The sequence below is a fragment of the Frigoribacterium sp. CFBP 13729 genome, assembly GCF_014841875.1.
GTDB lineage: Bacteria > Actinomycetota > Actinomycetes > Actinomycetales > Microbacteriaceae > Frigoribacterium.
In genome coordinates, this window is record NZ_JACYUR010000003.1 from 105,176 (window position 1) to 118,063 (window position 12,888).

The 12,888-nt window shown below is 72.8% G+C and carries 14 protein-coding genes; 4 read left to right on the forward strand and 10 right to left on the reverse strand.

Annotated elements, in window-relative coordinates; genetic code table 11:
* Entirely contained in the window at nucleotides 1-396 is a 396-nt protein-coding gene (locus IFT77_RS10925; protein WP_043596823.1) for a flagellar basal body rod protein FlgC, read from the reverse strand.
* Nucleotides 396-755 (reverse strand): flagellar basal body rod protein FlgB, encoded by a 360-nt coding sequence (flgB, locus tag IFT77_RS10930; protein WP_192040689.1) that lies wholly within the window; start codon nucleotides 753-755, stop codon nucleotides 396-398. The genes IFT77_RS10925 and flgB overlap by 1 nt, the downstream gene beginning before the upstream one ends.
* A 247-nt stretch (nucleotides 756-1,002) precedes the next feature.
* Between flgB and IFT77_RS10935 the strand changes: the two genes are divergently transcribed.
* The 3 genes from IFT77_RS10935 to IFT77_RS10945 all read left to right on the forward strand — a co-directional run bounded on the left by IFT77_RS10935 (nucleotide 1,003) and on the right by IFT77_RS10945 (nucleotide 2,486).
* Nucleotides 1,003-1,296, forward strand: coding sequence for a hypothetical protein (locus tag IFT77_RS10935; RefSeq protein ID WP_192169992.1), 294 nt, complete (start codon nucleotides 1,003-1,005; stop codon nucleotides 1,294-1,296).
* Nucleotides 1,293-1,829 (forward strand): hypothetical protein, encoded by a 537-nt coding sequence (locus tag IFT77_RS10940; protein ID WP_192169993.1) that lies wholly within the window; start codon nucleotides 1,293-1,295, stop codon nucleotides 1,827-1,829. Before IFT77_RS10935 ends, IFT77_RS10940 begins: the two co-directional genes overlap by 4 nt.
* A 66-nt stretch (nucleotides 1,830-1,895) precedes the next feature.
* Nucleotides 1,896-2,486 carry a DJ-1/PfpI family protein gene (locus IFT77_RS10945; protein WP_192169994.1) on the forward strand — a complete coding sequence of 197 codons (591 nt, stop codon included), beginning with the start codon at nucleotides 1,896-1,898 and terminating at the stop codon, nucleotides 2,484-2,486.
* Nucleotides 2,487-2,599: 113 nt separating this feature from the next.
* Here the strand turns inward: IFT77_RS10945 and IFT77_RS10950 are convergent, their stop codons facing one another.
* Entirely contained in the window at nucleotides 2,600-3,292 is a 693-nt protein-coding gene (locus IFT77_RS10950; protein ID WP_371741022.1) for a response regulator, read from the reverse strand.
* A complete protein-coding gene (locus tag IFT77_RS10955) occupies nucleotides 3,289-5,304 on the reverse strand; it encodes an ATP-binding protein (protein WP_371741023.1) in 2,016 nt (671 codons plus the stop codon). Before IFT77_RS10955 ends, IFT77_RS10950 begins: the two co-directional genes overlap by 4 nt.
* Before the next feature lie 161 nt (nucleotides 5,305-5,465).
* Between IFT77_RS10955 and IFT77_RS10960 the strand changes: the two genes are divergently transcribed.
* Nucleotides 5,466-6,989 carry a CitMHS family transporter gene (locus tag IFT77_RS10960; protein WP_192169995.1) on the forward strand — a complete coding sequence of 508 codons (1,524 nt, stop codon included), beginning with the start codon at nucleotides 5,466-5,468 and terminating at the stop codon, nucleotides 6,987-6,989.
* A 116-nt stretch (nucleotides 6,990-7,105) separates the two neighbouring features.
* Here the strand turns inward: IFT77_RS10960 and IFT77_RS10965 are convergent, their stop codons facing one another.
* From IFT77_RS10965 to IFT77_RS10990, 6 genes are all read right to left on the reverse strand, one after another.
* The gene (locus IFT77_RS10965) at nucleotides 7,106-8,302 is read right to left on the reverse strand and encodes an AAA family ATPase (RefSeq protein WP_197980771.1); all 1,197 of its coding nucleotides are present in this window, start codon (nucleotides 8,300-8,302) and stop codon (nucleotides 7,106-7,108) included.
* Between the two features lie 72 nt (nucleotides 8,303-8,374).
* Nucleotides 8,375-8,710, reverse strand: a complete 336-nt coding sequence (locus IFT77_RS10970; RefSeq protein WP_192169997.1) for a hypothetical protein — start codon at nucleotides 8,708-8,710, stop codon at nucleotides 8,375-8,377.
* Nucleotides 8,700-9,368 (reverse strand): flagellar export chaperone FliS, encoded by a 669-nt coding sequence (gene fliS / locus IFT77_RS10975; protein WP_192169998.1) that lies wholly within the window; start codon nucleotides 9,366-9,368, stop codon nucleotides 8,700-8,702. The genes IFT77_RS10970 and fliS overlap by 11 nt, the downstream gene beginning before the upstream one ends.
* A complete protein-coding gene (gene fliD, locus IFT77_RS10980; protein WP_192040682.1) occupies nucleotides 9,368-10,750 on the reverse strand; it encodes a flagellar filament capping protein FliD in 1,383 nt (460 codons plus the stop codon). Before fliD ends, fliS begins: the two co-directional genes overlap by 1 nt.
* 279 nt (nucleotides 10,751-11,029) lie before the next feature.
* On the reverse strand, nucleotides 11,030-11,869 hold the full coding sequence (locus IFT77_RS10985; RefSeq protein WP_305798190.1) for a flagellin: 840 nt from the start codon (nucleotides 11,867-11,869) through the stop codon (nucleotides 11,030-11,032).
* 141 nt (nucleotides 11,870-12,010) lie between these two features.
* Nucleotides 12,011-12,832, reverse strand: a complete 822-nt coding sequence (locus tag IFT77_RS10990; protein ID WP_192040681.1) for a sigma-70 family RNA polymerase sigma factor — start codon at nucleotides 12,830-12,832, stop codon at nucleotides 12,011-12,013.
* Between the last annotated feature and the right edge of the window lie 56 nt (nucleotides 12,833-12,888).

The window sequence follows — 12,888 nt, forward strand, 5'->3', positions numbered from 1 at the left end:
TCAGCCGCGGCCGATCTGGAGAGCGGCCTCGTAGGCGGTCTTGGCACGGTCGACCACGGCGGCGTTCGCCTGGTAGCCGCGCTGGGCCATGATCAGGTCGCCCATCTGGGCCCCCAGGTCGATGTCGGGCATGCGCACGTATCCCTCGGCGTCGGCGAGCGGGTGGTCGGGCAGGTAGGTGACGCGGCCGGCCTCGCTGCCGTAGCGGTCGGCCTTGACGAAGACGCCGCTGGTGCCGGCGCCCTCCTGGACCTCGACGTAGCGGGCCTGGAACGCGGTGTCGTCCATCGACTTGACCGTGTTGACGTTGGCGATGTTGTCGGAGACGGCGTCGAGCCACTTGCGGTGCACGGTCAGGCCGGTGCTCGCGATGCCGATCGCGTCGAAGGCGGTCATCAGTTCGTCCTGAACGCGGCGCGGACGCTGGTCAGCTCGCCGTTCATCGCCTGGGTGGCGAACTGGTAGCGGAGCACGGTGTCGATGTTCGACAGGGTCTCGGTGTCGAGGTTGACGTTGTTGCCGTCGAGTCGCGTCGGCTCGAGCGAGCGCTGCGTCGTGGCCTGCACGCGGCCGGCCCCCTGCACGGCGCCGCCCTGGGCGACGGACCGGCCGAGCGCCTCCTCGAACTGCACGCGCTTGGCCTGGTAGCCGGGCGTGTTCACGTTCGAGATGTTGGCGGCGATGGTCTTCTGGCGCAGCGAGAGGCCGTCCAGGGCGCTCTGCAGCGCCGCCTGGGTCACGGATTCGATCGGCATGGTGCCCGTCCGGGGGTGTGGTGTGGTCTGGGGGCCGATCCGTGGCCGAGGGGTCGAGCGATCCGTGCTCAGGGCGCTCTATCGGCGCGGGCCGGGGGTGCGTAAGGCCGCGCGGGGCACGTGCCCCCGGAGTGGGGGCGCGGTGCGTCCTGGCGTGGAGTTGCCCGAGATGGTCGGCTGGGCGTGGGGCAGGCGACCATCTCGGGCAACTCGACGGCACGGCCGGGCGCAGTGCGACACTGGGGGCGTGAGCGACGACGACGCGTGGCCCGACGGGCTGGACGACGCCCGACGCCTGTTCGGCACCGCCGACGGGGTCGAGCCGGCCACCGTCGACGGCGACGTGGACGACGCCGACCGGGTGCGTCACGTGCTGGGCCGCTCGCTCGGCGGCGTCGTGGGGCTCGTCGTGCTCGGGCTGGTCGCGGCGGTCGTCGTAGTGGTCGTGGTCGTGCCGCTCCTCCTGTGGCCGGTCGGCGCGTGGATCGCGTTCCTGCGGCCGCCGCCCTTCGAGCTGCCGTCGCTCTGGTGGTTCCGGTGACCGTCGCGCGGTCGTCCGTCGCCGTGCTCGCGGTGACGCTGGCCCTCGTCGGGTCCGCCCTGACCGGCTGCACCACCGACCGGGTCGCCCCTCCGGACGCAGGGCCGGACGAGACCAGCGTCTCGATCGAGGCGACAGGTCTCGTGTCGAACGAGCTCGCCGACCATGTCGTGGGCCTCGTCGATCCTCGGTGGGTCACCGAGGTGCACGAGAACGAGGACGGCGACGCCGGCGTGGGCGGTGCGGGCGACGCCGACCACAGCGAGCGCCAGTGGACCATCGGGCGCTGGGTCGGCGTGACGGCCGAGGCTCCTCAGCGGGCCCTGACCGACGACCTCGTGGCGGCCCTCGTCGCGGAGGGGTGGGAGCTGCGCACCGACGAGCCGTCCGTGGACGGCGGGCGCCGAGCCGGCCTCGTCGGAGCGGCCGGCGACGCCGAGGGGTACTCGATCACGGTCATCGGCGGACCGGACGACTCACCCCTGCGGTCGGTCGACTTCCAGGTGAACGGCCCCGTCGTCTCCACGACCTGAGGCCGCCGGAGGCGCGGCGGGCTCTCGAGGGGCACCCCGACCGCGTCCGGCGACGAGACTGGGCACATGACCAAGACGATCGGCATCTTCCTGTTCGACCAGTACGAGGAGCTCGACGCGATCGGCCCCTGGGAGGTGCTCTCGTACTGGACGAAGGGGCACCCCGCCGACGGCTGGGAGGTGATCACGTTCGGCGACGCACCCGGGCCGGTCACCGCGGCGAAGGGCCTGCGCGTGCTGCCCGACACGACGATCGACGAGCTGCCGCCGCTCGACGTGCTGATCTACCCGGGCGGCAAGGGCACCCGCGCCCACCTCGACGACGAGGAACGGCTCGAGTGGGTGCGGCAGCAGGCCGAGACGGTGCCGCTGATGACGAGCGTCTGCACGGGCGCGCTCGTCTACGCCGCCGCCGGCCTGCTCACCGGACGGGCCGCGACCACGCACTGGGGCTCGACGGTGCTTCTCGGCAGCCTCGACCCGACGATCGACGTGCGCGAGGACGAGCGCTTCGTCGACGACGGCGACGTGATCACCTCGGCGGGCGTCAGCGCCGGGATCGACATGGCGCTGCACCTCGTCATGCGCCTGGGAGGCGCGGCGCGAGCCAAGCAGGTCCGTCGCGGCATCGAGTACGTCCCCCAGCCGCCCGTCTGACCCGGCCCGCCGGGAAGAGATCGATGTGACGTGTCGGGGGTGTCCGCCCCGCCTCGACACCTCCGACGCGTCACATCGTCCCGCCGAGTCCGCGCGAGGAGGCGCGGGGAGGGTCAGCGGCGCTGGTAGCGGTGCTCGGGCCGGCCGGTCGCGCCGTAGCGCAGCTGCATCGCGAGCTGCCCGTCCGCGCTGAGCTGCGCGAGGTAGCGCTGCGCGGTCGCGCGGCTGACGCCGACCTGGTCGGCCACCTCCGAGGCCGAGACCTCGACGGAGGAGGCGACCACCGCCTCCAGCACGGCCTGCTCCGTCGCCGAGCGCGACCGTGAGGAGGCGCGCGCGTCTCCCGAGTGGAGGATGCGCTGGGCACGCTCCACCGCCTCCTGGTCGGTGCCGCCGTCGAGCACGTGCCGGAACCGCAGCCAGGACCGCAGCCGGTCGACGAGCAGCTCGGCCGCGAACGGCTTGATCAGGTAGGCGAGGGCTCCGCGGCGGAGCGCCGTCCGGATCGTCTCGCCGTCGGACGCCGCGCTGAGCACGAACGTGTCGACGTCCAGCTCGCGGAGCAGGTCGAGCCCTCGGCCGTCGGGCAGGTACAGGTCGAGCAGCACGAGGTCGACGCGCTCGCGGGCGACCACCCGGCGGGCCTCGGCGACGGTGCCGACCGCCGGCAGCGCGCGCAGCTCGGGCTGCGCGTCGACCTGCGCGCGGTGCACCTCGGCCACGAAGAAGTCGTCGTCGACCACGAGCACGGTCAGGGGCGCGGGTGCGGGTGCGGTGCCGGGTGAGGGTGTGGCGGCGTCGGTCACGGGGTGCTCCTCGGGGTCGGGACGGGCGCGGGCTCCCCGGCCGGGTCGGTGCCGGCTAGGTCGGTGCCGGCCGGGTCGGTGCCGGTCGAGGCGGTGCGGGCCGAGGCGGTGCCGGCCGGGTCGGTGCCGGCCAGACCGGTGCCGGCGGAGGCGGTGCCACCCGGGTCGACCGCGCCGACGAGCCGGGCGCAGAACACGGCGCCGTGCCCGTCGCCGCGCGGCGACGCGAGCCAGACGTCGCCGCCGGCCCGGCGGGCGATCTCGCGCGACAGGGGCAGGCCGAAGCCGAGGCCGTGCACCTGGCCCGGGTCGGCGACCGGGTCGGCGTCGGAGTCGGCGTCGTGATCGGCGCCCGCGGGCAGCTCGGCCGAGGGCCGCCGGGCGAACAGACCCTGCTCGTCGTCGACCCCGCGGCCCGAGTCCATCACCGACAGGTGCAGGTCGCGTCCGTCGTCGAGCACCTCGACCTCCACCCACGCCGGCGAGGTGCCGCCCGCCACCGCGGCGCGCACCGCGTTGTCGACGAGGTTGCCGAGCACGGTCGTCACGTCTCCGGGCTCGACCACGGAGCCCGAGACCAGCGTCTCGGGGCCGAGCTGCAGCAGGACTCCGCGCTCGGCCGCCTCCACCCCCTTCGCGCCGAGGAACGCCTGCAGGTGCGGCTCGGTCAGCCGGTCGGCGTGCTTCACGGGGTATCGGAGCGGCCCGTGCTCGAGCACGTCGGCGAGGTACCGCTTCGCCTGGTCGACCCGGCCGATCTCGAGCAGCCCGCTGACCGCGTGCAGCCGGTTCGCGAACTCGTGCCGCTGGGCGCGCAGGGCGGTCGTCATCGCGCCCACCGCGTCGAGCCGACGGGTCAGGGCCTCGACGGCGGTGCGGTCGCGCAGCACGGCGACGCGCCCGAGGTCGACCCCCTCGCGCCGCACCGGACGCACGTCGACGAACAGCACATGCGGCCCGACGACCAGCGTCGTCGACTCGGGCCGGGCGGGGCCGCGGCCGAGCAGGGCGACGAGCGGCTCGGGCAGGTCGAGCTCGTCGAGGAGGCGCCCCACGGCCCCGTCGCCGAGCCCGAGCAGCTGCGCCGCCTGCTCGTTGCACACGCTCACGCGCCCGTCGCGCGCGACCGCGAGCACCCCCTCCCCGACCCCGGCGAGCACGGCCTGCTGGTTCTGGACGAGCGACGCGAGGTCGTCGGGCTGCAGCCCCAGCGTGAGCCGGTCGAGGCGGCGCCGGATCAGGACGGACGCGACGACGCCGAGCCCGAGGGCCAGCACGGCGACGGCCGCCACCGGCAGGCTGTCGCGGAGCAGCGTGTCGTAGACCCGCGCCGGGGCGTAGCCGACGCTGACCTCGCCGACGACCGCGGGACGGTCGGCGGCAGCGGCATCGGAGCCGGACGCGTCGTCGGAACCGGCGGCAGCGTCGGAACCGGCCGCGGCGTCGGCCTCGTAGATCGGGACCTTCGCGCGGGCGGAGTCGCCGAGGGTGCCGCGCTCCCACGAGACGGTCTCCTCGCCGCGGAGGGCCGCGTCCGGGCTCGTGCTGACCATCTCGCCGATGCGGTCGGGGTCGGGGTGCGCGAGGCGGACCCCGCGGTCGTCGGTGACGACGACGAACAGGGCCCCGGTGCGCTGCTGGGCCGCGACCGCCGTGCGCTGCAGGTCGCCGTCGGCCAGCGCCTCCTCGTCGAGGGCGGTGCCGTCGACGCTCAGCCGCGCGACCTCGGTGCGGACGTCGACGTCGCTCGCGACGCTCTGCGCCACGGCGAGCGCCGTCGACTCGGCCTCGCGCTCGAGGCGCTGCACGGCGAGGGCGACGAACACGGCGCTGGTGAGCAGGACGATCGCGGTCACCACCGCGAGCTGCAGCAGGAGCACCTGCGTCGCGAAGCGGGTGCGCCGGCGAGGCCGCGGCGCGGGTGCGGTCGCCGCGTGCGCGTGCACCGGGCGTGCGGTCGCCGCGGGCGCGTGCGTCGCGGCGGGCGCCGCCCGTGAGCTGTCGTCGGTCACGTCCGCCAGCGTAGGCGGCGGCGAAGGAGGTGCGTGAGCAGAACGCGCACAACGCGGCCAACGTGCGGAACGGCCCCAACGCGCAGAAGCAGGACGCGCCTCCTCGTGCCCGGCTAGCGTGCCCGGACGCGCCACCGCGCCCGACGGACGAAGGAGTCCTGATGCTCGTTGTACTCGGCTATCTGATGGTCCTCACCTTCATGGTGCTGATCATGACCAAGCGGCTCTCGCCGATGCTCGCCCTGATCATGGTCCCGACGATCTTCGGCCTCTTCGCCGGCGCGGGGCTCGGCATCGGCGACATGGTGATAGAGGCGATCGGCGACCTGGCCCCCACGGCCGCGCTGCTCATGTTCGCGATCATGTACTTCGGCCTGATGATCGACGTCGGGCTGTTCGACCCGCTCGTGCGGCTGATCCTGCGGGTGACCGGCAACGACCCGGCGAAGGTCGTGCTCGGCACGGCGCTGCTCGCCGGCGCGGTCTCGCTCGACGGCGACGGCTCGACGACCTTCATCGTGACGACGGCGGCCATGCTGCCCATCTACCTCAAGCTCGGCATGAGCCCGGTGGTGCTGACCTGCGTCGCCGGTCTCGCGAACGGGACGCTCAACATCGTGCCGTGGGGCGGCCCCACCGTGCGCGCCGCCGCCGCCCTCGGCGTGCAGCCGAGCGAGATCTTCGTGCCGCTCGTGCCGTCGCTGATCGCGGGCCTCGTGCTCGTGTTCGTGTTCTCGTGGCTGCTGGGGCTGAGCGAGCGTCGCCGCCTCGGCACGCTCGAGCTGGGCGGGTCGAAGCTGGCCGCCGCGGCGTCGGCGATGTCTCCGCTCTCGCAGGAGCTCGCGAGCGCCTCGCGCGGCGGCGGCCCCGGCACGCCCGGCGTCGGCGTCTCGATGTTCACCAGCCCGACGGTCGCCCTCGGCGTGCGCGGCGGGCGGGCCGACGGCTCGCGGGCGGACGGGCCGGGCGAGCGCGCGGTCGACAACCCCGGCGGCAGCGCGAACGGCTCCCTCGGCGGCGGCGTCACGATGGCCGACACGATGCTCGACCCCGACCGCCCCACGCTGCGGCCCCGGATGATCTGGTTCAACCTCGTCCTCACGGTCGCCGTGATGGTGCTGCTCGTCGCCGACCTGTTCCCGCTCGCCTACGTGTTCATGGTCGGGACGGCGGTCGCGCTGCTCGTGAACTTCCCGCGCGTCAAGGAGCAGTCCGCCGAGATCGTCGCCCACGCCCCGAGCATCGTCGGCGTCGTGTCGATGGTCTTCGCGGCCGGCGTGCTGATCGGCGTGCTCAACGGCACCGGCATGGTCGACGCGATGGCCCAGTGGCTGGTCGACGTGATCCCCACCTCGATGGGGCCGTACCTGGCCGTCATCACGGGGGTGCTGAGCCTGCCGCTCACGTTCTTCATGAGCAACGACGCCTTCTACTTCGGCATCCTGCCGGTGCTCGCGCAGAGCGGCGCCTCGTTCGGCATCGACCCGGTCGAGATGGCCCGCGCGTCGGTCGTCGGACAGCCCGTGCACCTGCAGAGCCCGCTCGTGCCCGCGATCCTGCTGCTCGTCAGCCTCGCGAACGTCAACCTCGGCGACCACCACAAGAAGGTGCTCTGGCGAGCGGCGATCGTGTCGCTGGTGATGCTCGCCGTGGCGATCGTCGTCGGCGTCATCCCCTGGGGCTGAGGAGGCGCCTCCTGGGCTGGTTCTCGCCCGACCGTACGCCGAGTGGTCAGGAACGGTCCGTCACCGGCCCTCGAACGACCGTTCCTGACCACTCGCCGCCGAAGCGGAGAGGTCGTTCAGTCGGACCAGGCAGCGTGCTGGCGATGGATGTAGCCCGCCATGCCCGGGACGGTGAAGGCGACCCTGCCTCGTTCGGGGGCGTAGATGATGCCCTTCTCGATCAGCTTCCCCCGCGCAGGCGTCAGCGACGACGGCTTGAGGCCTAGTCGTTCCGCGATGGTGGCCGTCGACGATCCTTCGTCCCCGTCCTCCGCCATGCCCCTGAGGTAGGTGCGCTCAGCAGGTGTGGCGCGGTCCCAGCGGGCCGGGAAGAAACCGACGTCGAGGGACGCCGTTCCTTCCTGGATGGCCGCCGTGGCCGCTTCCACGTCGATGGACTTGCCGGACGCCGCGTCCCACGCGGCCTTGCCGAAGGTCTGGATGAAGTACGGATACCCGCCGGATGCCTCGAGGAGTCGATCCGCCGCCCCCTCCTCGAATCGGGCGCCGAGACGGGTGGCGGGCAGCTCGAGCGCGGCGCGGGCAGCGCCTGACGGCAAAGCCCCTATGTGTCGATAGTCGAACAAGCGTTCCGCGTACGACCTGGCCTCGCTCAGGGCGGAAGGGAGCGAGGGCAGGCCTGCCCCGATCACATAGAAGGGCCAGGACTCCTGGCCTGCCTTGTGCTGGACGGCCAGCAGCGCTGACAGCAGCTCTGGGTCGAGATCCTGCATCTCGTCGATGAACACCCCGAAGACCCCTCCATGCTCGGCCAGGGCGGGCGCCAAGTCCTCCACGAGCTCCTCGAGGTCCACATCGACCTGCCCTGAGTCCGCACGACCTGGAGCCGGATCGACTCCGAGCGCCACACCGGTGCCTGCTACCGACAGGGAGAACGACGTCACAGAACGGAGGGCGTCGATGATCGATCGAGACCGAGGGGCCGATCCGGCGAAACTCCTCGCTGCGACGCCCAGTGATCGAACCAACTTCTGTCGGGCTGCTGCGTGGCCTGACCGAGTCGTCCGACCCTCGACGGGGACGGTGAACCATCCATGCGCCGCGGCGTGCCGAGCGAAGTCGTTCAGCAGCACTGTCTTCCCGACGCCTCGAAGACCGTGGAGCACGATCCCGCGGCCGGGCGCACCAGCATGCGAGCGCGCGACGAGGAGATCGAACGCGTCGATCTCGGCCCCCCGACCTTCGAGAGTGGGTGGTCGCAGGCCGGAGCCAGGATTGTAGGGATTCAAGGCAGGCAGCACATTGCAGAGCATATGCCTCTATTGCACGACCGCAATAGAGGCATATGCAACCCGATATTGGGGCGCTGCGTCAGCCGGGCGGGGTCAGCCGGTGGCGTCGAGGTAGACGGGGCGCTCGGGCTCGTGCGAGGACTCGACGCTGCGGACGGCCCCGAGGTGCGCGAGCACGGCCTTGCGGGCGGCGTCGAGCCGGGCGAGGGCCCCGCGCTGCACGCCGGCGACGGCGGAGGCCCGCTCGGCGAGCTCCGCGGGCAGGGGGCCGAGGCCGGCCGGCGGCGTCCAGGTGCCGAGCGCACCGAGACCGGCACCGGACACGCCGGCGCCGTCGGCGGTGAGCTGCGGGTCGCGCCCGGCGACCGCCTCGAGCTCGTCGAGGGCGGCGAGCCAGGCGGCGTGGGTGCGGTCGGTCCTAGGCGACACCGAGCTCGCCCCCGAGGGAGGTCGAGGAGGCGTTGGTCGCCCCGTAGCCGGAGGTCGCAGCCCCGAAGGCGGCGACGCCCACGGGCAACGGGGAGCCGGCGCCGGGCTGCGACGCGGTCGGCGACGCAGGCGCGGCAGAGGGGAAGGCCGACGCCGCGAACGCGGGAGCGGCGGTGGCCGGAGCAGCGGCACCAGCACCAGCCGACGTCGGCGCACCGGCACCGCCGGCCACCCCGCCGCCGAGCGACGTCGCCGCCTCGTGCCACGCCTGGCGGAGCGGCTCGAGCAGCCCGGTGACCTCGCGGGTCAGGGCCACGTCGCGGTGCACGTTCGCGTTGACGAGCGCCGTCGAGGTGTAGCCGTAGAGGGCCAGCAGGCCCTCGCCGCCGTCCCACACGTCGACCCGCAGCGACGAGCTGAGCTCGGCGATGATCGCCTGGGCGTGCAGCAGCTGCTCGGACGCGGTCGCCCACTCCTGGCCGACCTGGGCCTTCTCGGCGCGGGCGAGGTCGAGCAGCAGGCGGTCGTAGAGCATGGTGACGAGCTGCACGGGCGTCGCCGAGAGGACCGCCTGCTCGGCGTACTCGCTCCGCTGGCGCTGCACGACGGCGGTGGGCTGGGAGGCGGCGGCGAACGCCGCGAAGGAGGTGGCGTCCATCAGCTGCTCTTGTTCAGGCTCGAGATCTGGCTGGTCAGCCAGCTCTGCTGCGCGGTGAGCGAGCTGAGCGCGACCTCGAGGGCGGTGTAGGTCTTCTGGAGCTGGGTGCGGCGCGACGAGAGGCGGTCGTCCCAGTTGGCGATCTGGGCGGTGAGGTCCTTCACGACCGACTGCTGGCCGGTGATGATCTTCGTCAGCGTGCCGTCGCGCTTGTCGGACGAGCTCGTCGCCGCGGACTCGACCCGGCCGGCGAGCTCGGAGAGGGTCGCCTGCACCTTCACGGGGTCGGCCGCGAGCGCCGCCGAGAACTTCGCCTCGTCGAACTCGAACGCCCCGGTCTTCGTGATCGAGATGCCGATGCTCGAGGGCGAGACGCCGCCGATCGGCGACGACATCGCGGTGGTCATCTTCTGCACGACGTCGCGGGTCGTCGAGCTGCCGGTGAAGGTGCCCGACGTGACCGTCACGGCTCCGGAGGCGCTGGTCGAGGTCGACGTCGCGCTCTTCGACGCGATGAGCGAGAGGATCCCGTTCAGCCCCGACACGAGGTCGGAGGCGACCTTCGACGAGGCGGCGCCGTCGCGGGCGACGGTGAGCGTGACGGGCTCGGTGCTCGGCGCCGTCACCGTGACGGAGACGCCGGGCAGCAGGTCGGCGAAGGTGTTCGTCGCGCTCGTCACGACCTGCTCGGCGGCGGTGCCCGCCCAGAGGGTGACGGAGGCGTCGCGCGCCTGCTTGACGACGGCCGCGCCGGGGGCGGCGAGCAGGTCGGGGGCGGTGCCGTCGGCGACCTCGGCGGCCGTGCCCTGGTGCACCGTGAAGCCGCCCGCCGCACCCGTCGTCGCCGAGGTGAGCTGCAGGCGGTACGTGACGGCGCCGTCGGCGTCCTTGCCGGACGCGACCTTGACGGCCTTGACGCCCGCCTCCGACGAGTTGACGGCGCGCACGAGGTCGTCGAGCGACGAGGACGCGCTGGTCACCTCCACCGCCTTGCCGGCGGCCGACGTGAACGTCAGCGTCGCGGGCGACGTGGGCCAGGCGGTCATCGCGGCGGTGACGCCGCTCTTCGCCTGCGCCGTGGCGCCGACGGTGAAGTCGATCGAGCCGGGCAGCGCGGCCGCGGTCGTCGTGGCAGTGACGTCCTTCGAGCTGCTGCTCGCGGTGAACGCGGCGAGCGAGTCGGCCTTCGCCGTCGTCTTCGCCAGGGTCGCCAGCTCGGCGACCTTCGTGTTGAGGCCCTGGAGTGCGGTGACCAGCGCCTGGTTCGCGGTCGCCTTGTTCTTCAGGATCGTCTGGGGCACCGCCTCCGCCGCCATCAGGCCGTTGATCAGCGTGGTGGTGTCGAGCCCGGAGACGAGGCCGTCGATGCCGAACGAGGCCATCGGGAGCTCCTTCGGGGACGGGGGCGGGCGAGCTGAGGAGGTGCGGAGGAGACCGCGGGATGCAGGAGTCGTGGGGTGGTGCGGTGCTGCGGGAGGTGCCAGCGAGGTCGTCGTCGACGCTCGGGATGCTGCTCGGGATGACCGAGGGCCGGGACGCAGAGGATCAGCTGCTGCGTCCCGACCACCGGTCGTGAACCGTTCGCTCCCGGAGGAGCCGAGCTCAGGTGGTGTCAGGCCCCCGCTGGGATCGGGAGCCGGTCATCCGCCCGTCGGTGACGACTAGCGGAGGAGCGACAGCACGCCCTGGGTGCTCTGGTTCGCCTGTGCGAGCATCGCCTGGCCGGCCTGGCTGAGGACGTTGGATCGCGTGTACTTGACCATCTCCTCCGCCATGTCGACGTCGCGGATGCGCGAACCGGCCGCCGTGAGGTTCTCCTTGGCGACGTTGGTCGACGCGATGGAGTGCTCGAAGCGGTTCTGGACGGCACCGAGGGCCGAACGCGAGGTGGAGACGTCCTTGATGTGGCCGTCGATCGTCGCGATCGTGCCCGTCGCGCCGACGGCGCCGGCAGCGGTGGTGAAGTCCAGGGCCTTGACAGCGGCACCGATGGTGGCGATGTTCGCGGCCGTCAGGTCGACGCCGATCTGGTCCGACGCGGCGGTCGAGCCGGCGCCCACCTGGAAGGTGAGGTCAGCCGAGCCGTCGAGCAGGTTGATGCCGTTGAAGTTGGTCGACGCGGCGATGCGGTTCAGCTCGTCGCCGAGTGCGTCCGACTCCGTCTTGATCGCGCTGCGGGCGTCGGCGTTGTTCGAGTCGTTGCCGGCCTGGACGGCGAGATCGCGGACACGCTGGAGGATCGAGTGGACCTCGGTGAGGCCACCCTCAGCGGTCTGGACGACGGAGATGCCGTCCTGGGCGTTGCGCGCGGCCACCGTCAGTCCGCCGACCTGCGAGCGCAGGCCCTCGGAGATCGAGAGGCCGGCCGCGTCGTCAGCGGCACGGTTGATGCGGAGGCCCGACGAGAGCTTCTCCAGGCTCTTCGACAGGTCGTTCTGCGTGGCGTTCAGGTTGCGGTAGGTGTTGTTCGCCGCGAGGTTGGTGTTGATCTGCATGCCCATGGTGTTTCCTCTTCCGTGACTGGGTGGTGTTCGTCAGCCCGTCCGTGGGCTGACACCGGCTACTCTCGGCCGGTCGCCGTCACTCGTTAGCCGAGTGCCGAAGTTTTTCTGGAGACCGTCGCGCGGGGCGACGGGTTGCCGTCAGACGGCGGCGCTGAAGCCCTCGACGGCCGGCTCGCGCACGGCACGGGCGATGCCCACCGCGGCGTTCGTGGCGACCTTCGAGAGGTAGGCGCTGCGGCGCGCGGGCGCCGTCTTCGAGACGGGCACGAACTCGGCCTGCTCGTCGTCCGCGTAGTGGGCCGCGAGCGCGTCCCTCAGCAGGCGGACCGCCTCCGTGCGCTGCTGCGACACCGCGCTGTGGGTGATGCCGAGCTCGGCGGCGACCTCGGTGACCGTGCGGTCGCCGAAGTAGACGGCCTCGACGATGAGGCGCATGCGCTCGGGGAGGGCGTCGACCGCGGCGCGCACGTAGCGGCTGCGCTCGCTGGCGAGGAGGTGGTCGCCGGGCATCGGCACGTCGGCCGCGAGGTGGTCGGCGACCGTGTCGTCGAGGGTCGAGACGGTGCGGGCCGCGTCGGCGAGGGCGCTCGACGCGGTCTGCCGGTCGACGCCGAGGGCGCCGGCGATCTCGTCGACCGAGGGGGCGCGTCCCAGGGAGGCGGTCAGCGCCTCCTGCGTGGACAGCGTCTCCTTGATGCGCTTGCGGGTGCCGCGGCTTGCCCAGTCGCCGGAGCGCATGTCGTCGGCGAAGGCGCCGACGATGCGCGTGCGCGCGTAGGCGCCGAACGGGATGCCGAGCGTCGGGTCGAACGCGTCCGCGGCCTGGACGAGGGCGACGGCGCCGACGCTCGCGAGGTCGTCGCGCGACAGGTGGGTGGCGCGGGCGCACACCTCGCTGACGAGGTAGCCCACCAGCGGCAGGTTCTCGACGACCATGGCGTTGCGTTCGGTGCGGTTCATCCGGTGCTCCCAGCAGGACGGGGCCTGCGTCGGGCAGGCCGGTGTTCGTTTCCGGG